The sequence below is a fragment of the Sphingosinicella sp. genome (genome assembly GCF_052387495.1).
Classification (GTDB): Bacteria; Pseudomonadota; Alphaproteobacteria; order Sphingomonadales; family Sphingomonadaceae; genus Allosphingosinicella.
Map to the genome: position 1 here is coordinate 1 of NZ_JBQTJC010000176.1, position 15,757 is coordinate 15,757.

The following is a 15,757-nucleotide window of genomic DNA, read 5'->3' on the forward strand; positions in this document are numbered from 1 at the left end:
CCGGCCGGCGCTCGTGCTCGCGGACGAGCCGACGGGCAACCTCGACGGGGACGCCGCGCGTCGCGTGCTCGAGCTGCTTCGGCGGCTGGGCGGCGAGTCCGGGACGACGGTCGTACTCGCCACGCACAGCGATGAAGCGGCTGCGATCGCCGATCGCATCCTTTCGCTGCGCGACGGGAAGCTGGTCCGGCCGGCGTGAGCCGTACGCTCGTCCGCGCCAGCCTGCGGCATCTGTCGGCACACCCGCTCCAGACGATGCTGGCGCTCCTCGGCATCGCGCTGGGTGTCGCCGCGGTGCTGTCGATCGATCTCGCGAACGAGAGTGCCCGGCGGGCATTCGCACGGTCGAGCGAACGCGTCGCCGGCCGGGCGACGCATCAGATCGTGGCGGGCCCGGGTGGAGTGGCGGACGCGATCTATCGCGATCTCCGCGTCGAACTCGGCGTCCGGCACGCCGCGCCCGTGCTGGATCGCGACGTCGCGTTGCCGGACGTCCCCGGCCGGTCACTGCGGCTGCTCGGCGCGCTCGGACTCGCCGAGCGGCTCACCCATCGCCCGGCCAAGCTCTCCGGCGGCGAGCAGCAGCGCGTCGCCGTGGCCCGCGCGCTCGCCAACCGGCCGGCGCTCGTCCTCGCCGACGAGCCCACCGGCAATCTCGACGAGGCGACCGCGGACGTGGTCTTCGCCGAATTCCTTCGCCTCGTGCGCGACGAGGGCAGCGCCTCGCTGGTCGCCACCCATAACGAGCGGATCGCGGCCAAGATGGACCGCGTTTTGCGCTTGCATGAGGGCGTGCTGGAGTAGACGATGGCCATTGGTGGGCCGCCAAGGGAGATTGCCCTGATGCTCGCCGCCATCCTGATCGCCGCCACAGCGCAAGCCGCCCAGCCCGTGCCACCCGCCGCGCCGCCGCCGCGCCCGCCGGCATGCGCCACGCCCGAGCATCGCCAGTTCGATTTCTGGGTCGGCTATTGGGATGTTTACCCCGCAAACAGCGAGACGATGATCGCGCACAGCCTGATTGAGCGCCGCTATGCCGGCTGCGCGATCCGGGAGAATTGGCTGCCGCAGCGCCGCGAAGGCGGCGGCAGCTTCAGCGCCTGGCGCCCCGACGTCCGCGGCTGGCGGCAGACCTGGGTCGATTCAGGCGGTGCCTGGGTCGAGTTCAGCGGCGGCATGCAGGGCGAGGCGATGGTGCTGACCGGCGAGTGGGTCGGCGTCAACGGGCCGGGTACGACCGCGCTCGTGCGGATGACCTACACCCGCGAGCCCGGCGGCGTCGTGCGCCAGTTGGGTGAGGCCTCGACCGACGGCGGCGCGAGCTGGGCCCCGGCCTGGGACTATTATTACCGGCCATCGGCCAGCCCGGCGCCGCCCTCGCCGGGCGCGCCGCCCCAAGGCTGATCCGCGCTGATTTCCTGTGGATTAGCGCGCGCGCCGGGTTTCGCTCGCGCGACCGACCGCCCATAACCGGGATATGTCGTCTTCGCCTTACGTCCCGCTTCGCATCTTCTCCTGCTACACCATGCTCGAAGGGGCGATCGAGCCGAAGGCGATCGCCAAGCAGGCCAAGCGACTCGATTTTCCGGCAGCGGCGCTGACCGACCGCAACGGCCTCTATGCCGCCATGCCGTTCACCGACGCCTGCCTCGCCGAGGGCGTGCAGCCGATCGTCGGCACCCTGCTCGGCGTGGCGCGGCCCGGGGCGCCCGACAACACGCCGCCGCTGATCGACTGGCTCGCGCTGTACGCGCAGGATGAGGCCGGCTATGCCAATCTCTGCGCGCTCGTTTCCGCCGCCCATCTCGGCCGGCCGGTCGAGCAGGACGCGCACGTTTCGTTCGCGGCGCTGGAGGGGCGCACCGAGGGGCTGATCGCGCTTACCGGCGGCGGGGAGGGCGCGCTTGCCCGTTTGCTTGCCGAGGGCCAGACGACGGCCGCCGAGGAACTGGCGTCGCGGCTGCAGTCCATGTTCCCTGAGCGGCTCTACATCGAGCTCAGCCGCCGCGGCGATGCGGTCGAGGAGGCGGCCGAGGCGGCGCTGATCGACCTCGCTTATGCGCGCGGCCTGCCCTTGGTCGCGACCAATCCTGCCTCTTACGCCGAAGCGCATTTCCACGGCGCGCACGACGCGATGCTCTGTATCGCCCAGTCGAGCCAGGTCGCCCGCGACGACCGGACGACCTCGTCGCCAGAGGCCTGGATGAAGCCCGCCGCGGAGATGCGCCGGCTGTTCGCCGACCTGCCGGAGGCGATCGAGAATACGGCGGTCGTCGCGCGCCGCTGCGCGGTCGGCGCGCCGCAGCGCAAGCCGATCCTGCCGAGCATCGCTGGCGATCTCGAGGCCGAGGCCGAGCAGCTCCGTCGCGACGCCCGCATCGGGCTGGAGGTGCGGCTGGCGCTCTACGACGATCTCGGCGAGGCGGAGCGCCAGGCCTATTTCGACCGGCTCGATTACGAGGTCGAGATCATCATCTCGATGGGCTTCGCCGCCTATTTCCTGATCGTCGCCGACTTCATCAAATGGGCGAAGGAGAATGGCATTCCGGTCGGCCCGGGGCGCGGCTCGGGCGCGGGCTCGGTCGTCGCCTGGTCGCTCACCATCACCGATCTCGATCCGATCCGTCTAGGTCTGCTGTTCGAGCGCTTCCTCAATCCCGAGCGCGTCTCGATGCCGGATTTCGACATCGATTTCTGCGAGACGCGGCGCGGCGAGGTGATCCGCTACGTCCAGGAGCGCTACGGCGCCGACAAGGTCGCGCAGATCATCACCTTCGGGAAGTTGAAGGCCCGCGCCGTGCTTAAGGACACCGGCCGCGTCCTCCAGATGCCCTACGGCCAGGTCGATCGATTGGCCAAGCTGGTCCCCAACCACCCGACCGATCCCTGGACGCTGGAGCGCGCGCGGAACGGCGTCTCCGAGCTGGCCGCCGAATATAAGAACGACGCCGACGTCCGCCGGCTGTTCGATCTCGCGATGAAGCTGGAAGGCCTGCCGCGCCACGCCTCCACCCACGCCGCCGGCGTCGTCATCGGCGACCGCCCGCTCGACCAGCTCGTCCCGCTCTATCGCGACCCGCGCTCCGACATGCCGGTCACCCAGTTCGACATGAAATATGTCGAGGCGGCGGGGCTGGTGAAGTTCGACTTTCTCGGGCTCAAAACGCTCTCAGTGCTGCGCAAGGGCGTTGAGCTGCTCGCGAAGCGCGGGATCGCGGTCGATCTCGACCGGCTGATGCCGTGGGACGATCCCGCGGTCTACGCCCTGCTCCAGCGCGCCGACACGGTGGGCGTATTCCAGCTCGAGTCGGAAGGGATGCGGCGCACCCTGTCGGCGGTTCGCCCGTCGAGCTTCGGCGACATCATCGCCCTCGTTTCGCTCTACCGGCCCGGGCCGATGGACAACATCCCGATGTTCGGCGACCGCAAGAACGGCCGCGCGCCCATCGAATATCCCCATCCACTGCTCGAGGAGGTGCTGAAGGAGACTTACGGCATCTTCGTCTATCAGGAGCAGGTGATGGAGGCGGCCCGGGTGCTTGCCGGTTACAGCCTCGGCGAGGCCGATCTGCTGCGCCGCGCGATGGGCAAGAAGATCCAGGCCGAGATGGACGCGCAGCGCGACCGCTTCGTCTCGGGCTGCGCCGAGAAGGGCATCGCGCCCGCCAAGGCCAACGAGCTGTTCGATTTGATCGACAAGTTCGCCGGCTACGGCTTCAACAAGAGCCACGCCGCCGCCTACGCCCTCGTCGCCTACCAGACCGCCTGGCTGAAGGCGCACCATCCGGTCGAATTCTACGCCGCCTCGATGTGCTTCGACATGCACGTCACCGACAAGCTCGCCGTCTTCGCCGACGACATGCGCCGCCGCGGCGACGTCCTCCTTCCGCCCGCGATCAACGCCAGCAAGGCCGAATTCTCGGTCGAGCCTTACGGGGAGGGGCACGCGGTCCGCTACGCGCTCGGCGCGCTCAAGGGGGTCGGCGAAAAGGCGATGGAGCAGCTCGTCGCCGAGCGCGACCTCAACGGCCCGTTCCGCGACCTCGACGATTTCGCGGCGCGGATCGACCCGCGCCTGCTCAACCGCCGTCAGATCGAGAGCCTCGCCGGCGGCGGCGCTTTCGACGGCCTTGCCGAGCGCTGGCAGGCCTTCGCCGCGGCCGAGACGATCCTTTCCGCCGCCTCCAGCGCCGCCGAGGCCCGCGACACGGGGCAGGGGGGACTGTTCGGCGAAGGGCCGGCCAATGTCGTGCCGATCCGCATGCCGTCCGGCGAAAGCTGGACCCTCGCCCAGCGCATGGCGGCGGAGAAGGAGAGCTTCGGCTTCTATTTCTCCGCCCACCCGGTCGACAATTACCGGCATCTCGTCGATGCGCATGGCGCGAGGACCTTCGCTCAGCTCGCCGAGCTGCCCGCCCCCGCCGAGGGCGGCCGCACCGGCGCGGTGATGGCCGCGCTCGCCGAGGACACGCGCTGGCGGACCTCGGCGCGCGGCCGCCGCTACATGATCGCGACCTTCTCCGATTCCTCGGGCCAGTTCGAAGCGACCGTGTTCGACGATGGGGCGGCCGAGCAGGTCGTCGCCGCCGCCAAGGCGGGGACCTGCGCCCTGCTCAACGTCGAGATCGACCGGCGCCCCGGCGAGGAGACGCCGCGCGTCACGATCCGCTCGCTCCAGTCGCTCGACGGCCTCTCCCGCCGGACCCGGCTCCAGCTCGAGGTCGAGATCGAGGACCCCGCCGCGCTGCCGCGCCTCGCGCAGGAGGTCGCGGGCGACCATGGCGGCAACGGCCAGCTCCGGTTGAAGGCGCGCTTCGCCGGCGGCGAGGCCGAGCTGGTCCTGGGCCGCGACTTCGTCGTCGATGCCGAGCTCGCCGCCCGGCTGGAGCGAGTCGAGGGCATCACCCGCGCCAGCCTCTCGGTGGTCGAAGCGCCCCGGCTTGCGCTCGTCGGCTGACGCAATACACTCGCCCGCGGATCGAAGCGGGAGAGGACGGATGCTGGGCGGGATGCAGGATTTCGAGCTCAGGGTGCCGCGCATCCTCGAACATGCCGAGCGCGAGCATGGCGGCCGCGAGATCGTCACCTATTGGGCCGACGGCACGATCACACGGACGAACTGGGCCGGCATCGCCCGGGATTCGCGCCGGCTGGCGCAGGCACTCGAAAGCCTGGGCGTGAAGCGCGGCGACCGCGTCGCGACGCTCGGCATGAACCATGCCCGCCACCTCGTCGCCTGGTACGGCACGATCGGCATGGGCGGCGTCATCCACACGATCAATCCGCGCCTGTTCGACGATCAGCTGGTCTACATCGCCAACCATGCTGAGGACAAAGTCCTGTTCTACGACAAGGCTTTCCAGCCGATCGTTGACAGGCTGCGCGAGCAATGGACGACGATCGAGCACTATGTCTGCTTCGATTGCGAGGGCGAGGACAGCTTCGAGGCTCTGATCGCACCGTTCGACGGCGACTACCAATGGGTCGAGGGCTCGGAGCGCGAGCCGTGCATGCTCTGCTACACGTCCGGCACGACCGGCAATCCCAAAGGGGTGCTCTACGAGCACCGCTCCTCGGTGATCCACGCCATGGCGGAGATCGCGCCGTCCTGCTTCGACCTTTCTCCCAGCTCGGTGGCGCTGCCGATCGTGCCGATGTTCCATGCGGCCGCCTGGGGCCTGCCCTTCGCCGGCGCGATGGCGGGGATCAAGTTCGTCTATGCCGCGGTCAACGATCCGACCGTGCTCTGCACCCTGATGAACGAGGAGAGGGTCACCCATTCGGCCGGCGTGCCGACCGTCTGGCTCGCCATGTTCCAATATATGGACGCGACCGGGAAGAAGCCGGAGCATCTCAGGCTGGTCACGATCGGCGGCTCGGCGGCGCCCCGGGCGATGATCGAGCGGCTGATGAAGATGGGCATCCGCGTCGGCCACGCCTGGGGGATGACCGAAACCTCGCCGATCGGCACGATCGGTTCGCCGCCCGCCAATTGGGACGAATTGAGCTTCGACGAGCAGGTCGATCTGGTCGCCAAGCAGGGGCGGGTGCCGTTCGGCGTCGAGCTACGCGTCGTCAATGACGAAGGCGAGGTGCAACCGCGCGACGGGCAAAGCTCGGGCCGCCTCCAGATTCGCGGCCCCTGGGTGATCCGCCGCTATTTTCAGGATGGGGAGGGCGACTGCGCGGGCGAGGGCAATTGGTTCGACACCGGCGACGTCGCCGTCATCCATCCCTGCAACACGATGCAGATCACCGACCGCTCGAAGGACGTGATCAAGTCGGGCGGCGAATGGATCAGCTCGGTCGAGCTGGAAAATGCCGCGATGGGCTGCGCCGGCGTCGCCGAGGCGGCCGCGATCGGCGTCTATCACCCGAAATGGGACGAGCGGCCGCTGCTGCTCGTGGTCCGCAAGGAAGGCGCGTCGGTGACCGAGGCCGAGATCCTCGATCATCTGTCGAAGCACGTCGCCAAATGGTGGCTGCCGGACGAGATCGTATTCGTCGACAGCCTGCCCCACACGGCGACCGGAAAGCTGCTGAAGACGGCGCTCCGCGAGCAGTACCGGGACCACCAGCTCGCCACCGCCGCGGCCTGAGCCCCACGCACCATCTCTTTACCTCCGCGCGCTATCCGCGCGCCTATGACGTCGATGAGCCGGATCGCGCTGGCGCCGAATCGGTCGGGCCTCGGGTCCGCCCGTCCCGTCGACGCGCCCGGTCTCCGCGCCCTGCTTCGCCCCGCCGCCGCGATCGGCGACCTGGCCAAGGACTGGACCGCGCTCGCCGCCGAGGCGTCCGAGCCCAATCCCTTCGCCGAGCACTGGTTCATCGCCGCCTCGCTCGCGACCCTCGGCGCGGGCCGAGACATCCGCCTGCTCGAGGTACGCCGCGGCGCCCGGCTGATCGGGGTGATGCCGCTCGTCATCGAGACGGGCTACGCCCATCTCCCCGTCCGCTACGTCCGCCACTGGCAGCACGATCACCATTTCCTCGCCACGCCCTTGGTCGCGGCGGGGGAGGAGCGCGCCTTTTGGGTCGCGGCGCTGGCGGCGCTCGACGCCTCCGATTGGGCGCCCAATTTCCTCCATTTGCGCTACATGGCGGAGGGCGGGCCGGTGCACCGCGCCATGCCGCGCGGCGCGGTCGTCCATCGCCGGCTGCGCGCCTTCCTAGTAAGCGATCTCGGGCCGGACGGCTATTATGCGCAGGCCGTTCGAGCGAAGAAGCGCAAGGAGTTGCGCCGTCAGCGCAGTCGCCTCGCCGAGCTTGGCGCGCTGGATGTCCGGCGCCTAGAAGACGCGGGCGACCTTCGGAACTGGTGCGAGGAGTATCTCGCGCTCGAAGCCAAGGGCTGGAAGGGCAGGGAGGGGAGCGCCCTCTCCGCCGATCCGGTCGCAACCCTTTTCTTCCGTGAAACGCTCGCCGCGGCGCAGGCGACGGGCCGCCTCCAGTTCCTCCGCCTCGATCTGGACGGTCGCGCGATCGCGATGCTGGTCAATTTCCTCGCGCCCCCGGGGAGCTTCTCGTTCAAGACCGTCTTCGACGAAGCCTATGCCCGCTTCTCGCCCGGCGTGCTCATCCAGATCGAGAATCTCGCCATCCTCGACGATCCCCAAATCGGCTGGATGGACAGTTGCGCGATAGACGATCACCCGATGATCGACAGCTTCTGGACCGGTCGCCGCACGCTTGTCCGTATCACCGTCCCATTGCGGGGCATCAGCCGCCGCTTCGTCCACGGCCTCTGCCGCGCCCTTGAAATGGGCTCGCGCGCGCTCAGAAAGATGCTGCCATGACCGCCTTCGCTCCCGCCGCGCGCGACGCCTTCGCCGCCACCTATCCCGAGCAGCCGGCGCTGCTGGCGCACGGGCTCGCCGACCATCCGCTGCTCCAGCTCGACGCGCTGGCGGCGCTCGCCCAGCGCATCCGCCCGGTCGACGCCGAATATAATCGCGGCGACGTGCCGGTCGGGCTCGACCCGAAGGACACGCCGGGCAACGGCCTGTCGATCGCGGAGACGATCCGCGGCATCGAGGAGAACGGCTCCTGGATGGTGCTGAAGTTCGTCGAGCAGAACCCGCTTTACCGCGCTCTGCTCGCCGAGACCCTGGCCGAGCTTGAGCCCGAGGTCCGCCCGTTCACCCGCGCGATGCTCAAGCAGGAGGCGTTCGTCTTCATCTCCTCGCCGGATGCGGTTACGCCCTATCATTTCGATCCCTAGCACAACATCCTGCTCCAGATCCGCGGCACCAAGACGATGACCGTCTTCCCGCCCGACGAGGCGCTGGCGAGCGGCGAGCAGCACGAGGCCTTCCACGCCGGCGGCCACCGCAACCTGGTCTGGCGCGACGAATTCGCCGCCCATGGCCAGGCCTTCGCCCTCGCTCCCGGCAAGGCGGTCTACGTGCCGGTCAAGGCGCCGCACTGGGTGAAGAACGGCCCGGAAGTCTCAATCTCCTTCTCGATCACCTGGCGCTCGGAATGGTCGTATCGCGAGGGCTATGCTCGGCGGATGAACGCGGTGCTGCGCAAGGCGGGGCTCCAGCCCGCCCCCCCCAGACGCTTCCCGCACCAGAACCATCTCAAGAGCCTCGGCTATCGCGCGATCGACAAGGCGCGGCGGCTGACGAGAATGGGAGAATGACGCCCAAGCTGCTCATCGTCGTCGACACCGAGGAGGAGTTCGACTGGTCCGCGCCCTTCTCGCGCGCGAGCACGGGCACGCGCTCGATCCCGGCGCAGGCGCGCGCGCATGAGATTTACGACCGCTTCGGCGTGGTGCCGACCTATGTCGTCGACTATCCGGTCGCGACCGATCCAGAGGCGATCGCCTTCCTCCGTGGCCTCCGGGACGCGGGCAAGGCCGAGATCGGCGCCCATCTCCACCCTTGGGTGACGCCGCCGCATGTCGAGGAGGTCACCGCCCGCAACTCCTATCACTGCAACCTCCCGCCCGAGCTGGAGCGCGCCAAGCTGGAAGCGCTGACCGACGCGATCGAGGCCGGCTTCGGCGCGCGCCCGACGATCTTCAAGGCGGGCCGCTACGGCTTCGGGCCGAGCACCCGGCAAACCTTGATTGACCTCGGCTACCGGATCGACTGCAGCTTCGTCCCCCATACCGATCTCTCGGCGGACGGCGGCCCGGATTTTCGCGGCGTACCGGACGTGCCGCACTGGCTCGACGAGGCGAGGGGCCTTCTCGAAGTTCCGCTGACCGTCGGCTTTCTCGGCGCGGCGGCCAGGCTAGGCCCGCGCGTCGATGGCCTCTTCGATAGCGCGAGCGCCGACCGGCTGCGCATCCCGGGCGTGCTCGCCCGCACGGGCCTGATCGCGCGCTCGCGCCTCACCCCCGAAGGGACCCCGGTCGAGGAGCAATGCCGCCTGCTCGAAACGATGGCGGCGCGCGGCCACCGCACCTTCTCCCTGACCTATCACAGCCCGAGCCTCGCGCCCGGAAACACGCTTTATGTCCGCGACGAGGCCGATCTCGCCCGCTTCCTCGCCGACATCGAGACCGTCCTCGCCTACTTCCGCGACCGCCTCGGCGGCGGCTTCACCACCCTGAGCCGGGTCTATATCGACTATCGCGAGCCGCGCGCCGCCGCCTGATCCTCTTCGCGGGGGCGCTCGGCCCGCTGCTGGCTGCCGCCGAACGCCGTCCCAAAGAAGCTGTCCCCATACCAGCGCGGCGCCTCCGGCGCGTCGGCGATTTCGCGCGCGATCAGATAGTTCAGCCGGGCGAAGCGCGCCGCCGCTTCCCAGTTGAAGGGCAGGCTGAGATCGTCGCTAGGCTGGTGGTAGTTGGTCGCGAGGAAGTGGGTGAAGCGCTCGCGGCCCTCGCCGCCGAAGCCGGTCATCAGGAACACCGAGGGCACGCCCTGCTGGACGAAGCGGTAATGGTCGGAGCGGGTGAACAGGCCTTCGTGCGGCAGCGGATCGGGGATCAGGCCGACGCCCATCCGCGCCGCCGCCCGCGCCACGGTCGGGCCCATCGTCGAATGCTCGGCGCCGAACGCGATCACGTCCTGGAAATTGTAGGTCAGCACCGGCATGTCGAGATTGACGACGCCGACCACGCGTCCGTCGACGACCGGATTGCGCGCCAGGAAATCGGCGCCGAGCAGGCCCTTCTCTTCGGCGGTGACGGCGGCGATCAGCACCGGCCGCCGCGGCCGGTTTTCCGGGCGGCTCATCGTCCGCGCGACCTCGAGCAAAGTGGCGATGCCGCTCGCATTGTCCATCGCGCCGTTGCGGATTCGGTCGCCCTCTCCGCCTTCGCGGATGCCGATATGGTCGAGATGCGCCATCAGCAGCACATATTCATCGGCGAGCGCTGGATCGGTGCCGGGCAGGACCGCGACGACGTTCGGGCTGGAGAAGCGCGTCTCGATCGCCGCGGGCTGAGTCACCCGCGCCCGCTGGCTGAGCGCGAAGCCGCGCGGACGCGCGCCGGGCCGCGCCGCCTCGTCCAGCACTTGCTCGAAGCTGCGGCGCGCGCCGGCGAAGATCGCCTCGGCGGCGGCGCTGTCCACCGTCGCGCTGAAGCGCAGAGCGCCCGAGTCGCTGTGGGGGTGCCCCTCCCGGTCGAGCCAGGTCGTCGCCGGCCGGTTGCCGACTCCGGCGAGGCGCGTCCAGGAAGTGCGCTGGCTTTCGGCGCGGCCGCGCAGGATGATCATGCCGACCGCGCCGCGCGCCGCCGCCATCCGGCGCTTGTCGGAATTCACATGCGCCGCGACATCGCTCGGCAGGTCGGAAGGCGTGCCGTTCAGCACTACGACGATCGCGCCGCGCACGTCGAGCCCGGCATAATCGTCGAGGCCGGCGGCGGGCAGATCGAGCCCGTAGCCGACGAAGACGAGCGGCGCCTCGATCGCCACCGCCTCGCGGCCCGGACTGGCGCGGAACAGCACGTCGGTGCCGGTGGCGAAGCTGCGCTCGCCGATCGCGATCGCCGCCGGCCCCTCATTGGCGAAGCGGACGAACTCGACCGGCTGGAAGTAGCTGCCGCTCGCGGCGGGCTGAAGCCCGAGCACCTCGAACTGCGAGGCGACGTAGCGCGCCGCGATGTCGTAGCCGCGCGTCCCCGCCTCGCGCCCTTCGAGCAGGTCGTCGGCGAGGAAGGCGACATGGCCGCGAAACGCCGTCGGCGAGAAATCCTGCGCCTCGGCGGCCGGCTGGGCGAAGCTCGAGGCGTTGAGCGAGAGCGCGGCGAGACCCGCCAGCAAGACTTTGAAGCGCATGGGAAAAGTGACTTTCAATTCTGGGGTGTGGCGTATGACTAAGGCAGTTCGCGCCCGCCCGCAAGCTGAACGAAAGGCAACCGTTTCGGTCAGCAATCGTTCAACCCGTCTATGGAATAGAACGATTCATCGCAGCCGCTTTTGGTCGCGATCAGGGAGTTGGAACGATGATGGCCTCGATCTTCGGCAAGCGCGGCAAAGCCTATCCGCACGATCCCGCGCAGCGCGGCTATCATGTCGCCTATCGCGAGAACCAGGTGAACCATTGCCCCGGCTGCGGCCGCTCGCATTGGTATATCGGCCGGCTCTCCGCCGAATGCGGCTTCTGCGGGACAGCTTTGCCGCTCACCGAGACGCAGACCCTCGGCGCCGGCCTCTTCCGCCCCCGCGGCCGCCGCCTCGAAGATTTCGCCACCGCGGCCTGACGCCGCGCCCGGCCCCGGAGCGCCGCGGGGGCGCTCCGGCCGCAGGGGTAGCGAGTGGTCGCTCATTTCGAGAACAGGCGCCTGAAGGCGAACACGCCGCCCGCATAAATTGCCGCGGCGACCAGAAGAATGCGTACGAAGGCACTCCGGACTTCGCTGTCGGTGGGGCAGTCTCCATCGATTGGCATGCAGCCATACGCCTTGACGTAGATAACGAACGCGACCACGCCCCAAAAGGCGAGCGTGAGCAATACGGCCCAAGCGATGCGGCGTTCGTTCACGCCTGCTACCTAGGCGACCTGCGCTTTCGGCCCAAGAGGCCTCAAGCCTTCTCGATCAGATGGACTCTTTGCGGGGCACATGTCGACCACTGCGAAGATATTCCTTCCGGGCGGTCGCGCAAAGCGCATCGAAGCTCTCGCGTCCAGACTGAGTCAACCCTGCCAACCTAGTGCCGAGTGACCTCTCGACTTCCTTGGTGGTGCGAAAGCGCCCCGACTTGGCCAGCTTCATCGCCTCGACAAGCCGACTATAATCAGGCTCTGGCTGAGCGTTGGCCATGCGCGCCTTATAGCAAGATGCCGGTCGATCTGCCACCGCGGTGCGATTTCCGCCGGCCCATTACCTGGCCCCGCCACCGCTTGCCCTCGCGCCAGCCCCTGCTATAGACGCCGCCTTTGCCGGCCTCATGCGGGCGTGGCGGAACTGGTAGACGCGCTTGGTTTAGGTCCAAGTATCGAAAGATGTGGGGGTTCGAGTCCCTTCGCCCGCACCAGCGCGCCGCCTGCCCGAGCCCGGAACCATCGCTGAACGAAGGTTTGAATCCGAGATGCAGACTGTCGAGACTCTTAACGAGGGCCTGAAGCGCGCCTATCGTTTGACCATCCCCGCCAAGGACATCGACGCCCGCGTCGACCAGGAGCTGAAGTCGATCGCGCCGCAGGTGCGGATGCCCGGCTTCCGCCCCGGCAAGGTCCCCGCCAATCTGGTGCGCAAGATGCACGGCGAGGCGCTCGAGGCGCAGGCGCTGCAGAACGCGGTGCAGGACGGCGTTCAGCAGCTGATGAGCGAGCAGAAGATCCGCCCGGCGATGCAGCCGAGCGTCGAGCTGACCGAGGGCGGCCAGGGCAAGGACGCGGTGGTCACGGTCGAGGTCGAGACCCTGCCCGAGGTGCCCGAGGCGAAGCTCGAGGGGCTCAAGATCGAGCGCCTCACCGTCGAGGCCGACGAGGCGATGCTCGACGAGGCGGTGCTCAAGCTCGCCGCGGGCCAGAAGAGCTTCGATCCCGCCCCCGCCAAGCACCAGGCCGAGAAGGGCGATCTCGTCGTCATGGACTATCTCGGCACGGTCGACGGCGAGCCGTTCGAGGGCGGCAAGGGCGAGGGCATGTCGATCGAGCTGGGCTCGGGCCGGCTGATCCCGGGCTTCGAGGACCAGCTCGTCGGGGTCAAGGCGAACGACGAGAAGACGGTCAAGGTCACCTTCCCGGCCGAATATCCGGTCGATTATCTGAAGGGCCGCGACGCGGTCTTCGCGGTCGTCGTCAACGAGGTCCAGACCGCGAAGCCGGTCAAGGCCGACGATGCCTTCGCCCAGTCGATGGGCCTCGAAGGGATCGGCCAGCTCCGCGAGCTGATGAAGAACCAGGTCGAGCAGGAATTGAACGGCCTCACCCGCACCCATATGAAGCGCCAGCTGCTCGATCAGCTCGCCGCCCAGCACGATTTTCCGGTGCCCGAATCGATGGTCGAGGCCGAGTTCGACCAGATCTGGAAGCAGCTCCAGCACGAGGCGAGCCACGAGGAGGACCCCGAAGCCGCGCTCGCCGAGATGGAGAAGGAGAAAGACGAGTACCGCGCCATCGCCGAGCGCCGCGTACGGCTCGGCCTGCTCCTCTCCGAGATCGGCCAGAAGAACGGGGTCGCGGTCAACCAGCAGGAAATGCACCAGCTCGTCATGCAGGCCGCGCAGCAATATCGGCCGGACGAGCGCCAGCGCTTCGTCGACTATATCCGCGAGAACCCGATGGCTGCCGCCCAGCTGCGCGCGCCGTTGTTCGAGGACAAGGTCGTCGATCACCTCTTCGGCCAGGCCGAGATCAAGGAGCGCAAGGTCGCCCGGGCGGAGCTCGAGGCGGCGGTCGAGGCCGAGGACGGCCACGTCCACGGCCCCGATTGCGACCACGATCACGACCACGATCACGGCGCCAAGCCGAAAAAGGCCGCCGCGAAGAAGCCCGCCGCGAAGAAGGCCGCGGACAAGCCCGCCGCGAAGAAGGTTGCGCCGGCCAAGAAGCCTGCCAAGAAGGGCTGACGCTTAACACGGGGGCGGCGCGATGGCGGACGGGATCGAGGGGCTGAAGGTCGCCGTCCTGCTGCCCTGCTACAATGAGGAGGCGGCGATCGCGCAGACCGTCGCGGGCTTCCGCGCCGCGCTCCCGGACGCGACGATCTACGTCTACGACAACAATTCGCGCGACCGCACCCGCGAGGTGGCCGCCGCCGCCGGCGCGATCGTCCGCACCGAGCGGATGCAGGGCAAGGGCCATGTCGTCCGCCGCATGTTCGCCGACGTCGACGCCGACATCTACGTGATTGCCGACTGCGATTCGACCTACTACGCCGCCGCCGCGCCCGCCCTCGTCGCCCGCTTGGCCGAAGAGCGGCTCGACATGGTCGTCGGCGCCCGCCAGACCGAAGGAACGCAAGAGGGCGCCGCCTATCGCCGTGGCCACGTCCTCGGCAACCGCCTCTTCACCGGCCTGCTCGCGCGCCTGTTCGGGCGCAGCTTCAGCGACATCTTCTCCGGCTACCGGATCTTCTCGCGCCGCTTCGCCAAGTCCTTCCCGGCGCTGTCGGCGGGGTTCGAGATCGAGACCGAGATTTCCGTCCACGCGCTCGAGCTCGCCATGCCGGTCGACGAGATCCCGACCCGCTACGGCGCCCGCCCCGAAGGCTCGCACTCCAAGCTCTCGACCTGGCGCGACGGCTGGCGGATCATGAAGACGATCCTCCATCTCTACCGGATCGAGCGGCCGACCCTCTTCTACGGCTTCTTCGCGACCTTCCTCGCCGCGCTCGCGATTCTGCTCTCGATCCCGCTCGCCATCACCTATGTCGAGACCGGCCTCGTCCCGCGCTTCCCGACCGCGATCCTCGCCACCGGCCTGATCATCCTCGCCGCTCTGTGCTTCTTCACCGGCCTGATCCTCGACACCGTCGTCCGCGGCCGCCGCGAGGTGAGGCGGCTCCATTATCTGAGTCTTCCTGCCGTAGGCGAGCGAAACTGACCTCCCAATTCCTCCCCCGTATTTCCGGGGGAGGGGGACCAGCCGCAGGCTGGTGGAGGGGTCTTGCACAATAGGATTTCATCTGCGCCTAAGCTCGGGATGCCCTCGCGCCCCTTCACCCGCCGCCAGGCGCTTCAGAACCGCCGCTTCCTCGAAGCGCTCGCTTTGACCGGCAAGGCCCGCGCCGCCGCCCGCGCGCTCGGCGTCCACCGCTCGACCTACACCAAGCGCCGCGCGAAATGCGCCGTCTTCGCCCAGAATTGGGACGCCGCCCTCGCCATCGCCCACGCCAACATCAACGAAGACCTAATTCCTCCCCGAGATTTCTCGGGGAGGGGGACCGGCGAAGCCGGTGGAGGGGCAACTTCCGCCGGTCGCTCGCGCCCGCGCACGAGAACGCGGGGCGAAGAACCCATCACCGTCCGCCTCGCCTCCGGCCGCCTCCAGCTCCGCCGCGCCCCGCCGGGTGCGATCACCGCGGAGGCCGAGGACGCCTTCCTCGACGCTTTGGCGCAAACCGCCAATATCCGCCTGTCCGCGCACATGGCCGGCTTCACCCACGTCTCCTTCCTCGGCCGCCGCCGCGCCGATCCCGAATTCGCCGCCGCCGTCGCCGAGGCGCTGGCCGAAGCGCGGGCCGATTTCGCCCGTGCCACCGCCGCCGCGATCGAGGCGGCGCGCGCGCCGTGGATTCCGACCGAGGCCGATCTCGAATGGCCGGAGGGCCTGACCGTCGATCAGGCCCTCCGCGCCATCCGCGCCCCGCCCCTCAAGCTCCCCTGCACGCCGTTCCCGAAGC

The 15,757-nt window shown here is 68.9% G+C and carries 11 protein-coding genes, 1 tRNA gene and 3 pseudogenes; 13 read left to right on the plus strand and 2 right to left on the minus strand.

Translation table 11 applies throughout. The features are described from left to right. The 8 genes and pseudogenes from ACT4N8_RS09960 to ACT4N8_RS09995 all read left to right on the plus strand — a co-directional run. Window positions 1-199: pseudogene (locus ACT4N8_RS09960) on the plus strand (hypothetical protein); the annotation flags it as partial. Further along, window positions 196-804, plus strand: coding sequence for an ATP-binding cassette domain-containing protein (locus ACT4N8_RS09965; protein WP_444857979.1), 609 nt, complete (start codon window positions 196-198; stop codon window positions 802-804). The pseudogene ACT4N8_RS09960 and the gene ACT4N8_RS09965, both read left to right, overlap by 4 nt. 3 nt (window positions 805-807) lie before the next feature. Continuing rightward, window positions 808-1,404: a hypothetical protein gene (locus ACT4N8_RS09970; protein ID WP_444857980.1), complete on the plus strand. Its 597-nt coding sequence runs from the start codon at window positions 808-810 to the stop codon at window positions 1,402-1,404. A 73-nt stretch (window positions 1,405-1,477) separates the two neighbouring features. Then, window positions 1,478-4,957, plus strand: coding sequence for a DNA polymerase III subunit alpha (gene dnaE, locus ACT4N8_RS09975; RefSeq protein WP_444857981.1), 3,480 nt, complete (start codon window positions 1,478-1,480; stop codon window positions 4,955-4,957). Between the two features lie 40 nt (window positions 4,958-4,997). Then, window positions 4,998-6,599, plus strand: coding sequence for a long-chain fatty acid--CoA ligase (locus tag ACT4N8_RS09980; RefSeq protein WP_444857982.1), 1,602 nt, complete (start codon window positions 4,998-5,000; stop codon window positions 6,597-6,599). A 54-nt stretch (window positions 6,600-6,653) separates the two neighbouring features. Next, window positions 6,654-7,799: a GNAT family N-acetyltransferase gene (locus ACT4N8_RS09985; RefSeq protein WP_444857983.1), complete on the plus strand. Its 1,146-nt coding sequence runs from the start codon at window positions 6,654-6,656 to the stop codon at window positions 7,797-7,799. Continuing rightward, window positions 7,796-8,647 (plus strand): annotated as a pseudogene (locus tag ACT4N8_RS09990) (cupin-like domain-containing protein). The gene ACT4N8_RS09985 and the pseudogene ACT4N8_RS09990 overlap by 4 nt, the downstream one beginning before the upstream one ends. Further along, window positions 8,644-9,612, plus strand: coding sequence for a polysaccharide deacetylase family protein (locus ACT4N8_RS09995; RefSeq protein ID WP_444857984.1), 969 nt, complete (start codon window positions 8,644-8,646; stop codon window positions 9,610-9,612). Before ACT4N8_RS09990 ends, ACT4N8_RS09995 begins: the two are co-directional and overlap by 4 nt. Here ACT4N8_RS09995 and ACT4N8_RS10000 read toward each other — a convergent pair. Continuing rightward, entirely contained in the window at window positions 9,585-11,243 is a 1,659-nt protein-coding gene (locus ACT4N8_RS10000) for a M28 family metallopeptidase (protein ID WP_444857985.1), read from the minus strand. The genes ACT4N8_RS09995 and ACT4N8_RS10000 overlap by 28 nt on opposite strands. A 167-nt stretch (window positions 11,244-11,410) precedes the next feature. On the opposite strand from ACT4N8_RS10000, the gene ACT4N8_RS10005 reads away from it, so the two are divergent. Then, window positions 11,411-11,668, plus strand: coding sequence for a hypothetical protein (locus tag ACT4N8_RS10005; protein WP_444857986.1), 258 nt, complete (start codon window positions 11,411-11,413; stop codon window positions 11,666-11,668). A 62-nt stretch (window positions 11,669-11,730) separates the two neighbouring features. Here the strand turns inward: ACT4N8_RS10005 and ACT4N8_RS10010 are convergent, their stop codons facing one another. Then, window positions 11,731-11,949, minus strand: coding sequence for a hypothetical protein (locus ACT4N8_RS10010; RefSeq protein WP_444857987.1), 219 nt, complete (start codon window positions 11,947-11,949; stop codon window positions 11,731-11,733). Window positions 11,950-12,358: 409 nt separating this feature from the next. Between ACT4N8_RS10010 and ACT4N8_RS10015 the strand changes: the two genes are divergently transcribed. The 4 genes and pseudogenes from ACT4N8_RS10015 to ACT4N8_RS10030 form a co-directional block, all read left to right on the plus strand. Next, window positions 12,359-12,443: transfer RNA gene (locus tag ACT4N8_RS10015), tRNA-Leu, on the plus strand. A 54-nt stretch (window positions 12,444-12,497) separates the two neighbouring features. After that, the gene (tig, locus tag ACT4N8_RS10020; RefSeq protein ID WP_444857988.1) at window positions 12,498-13,982 is read left to right on the plus strand and encodes a trigger factor; all 1,485 of its coding nucleotides are present in this window, start codon (window positions 12,498-12,500) and stop codon (window positions 13,980-13,982) included. 22 nt (window positions 13,983-14,004) lie between these two features. Further along, entirely contained in the window at window positions 14,005-14,958 is a 954-nt protein-coding gene (locus ACT4N8_RS10025) for a glycosyltransferase family 2 protein (RefSeq protein ID WP_444857989.1), read from the plus strand. Window positions 14,959-15,057: 99 nt separating this feature from the next. Beyond that, window positions 15,058-15,757: pseudogene (locus tag ACT4N8_RS10030) on the plus strand (hypothetical protein); the annotation flags it as partial.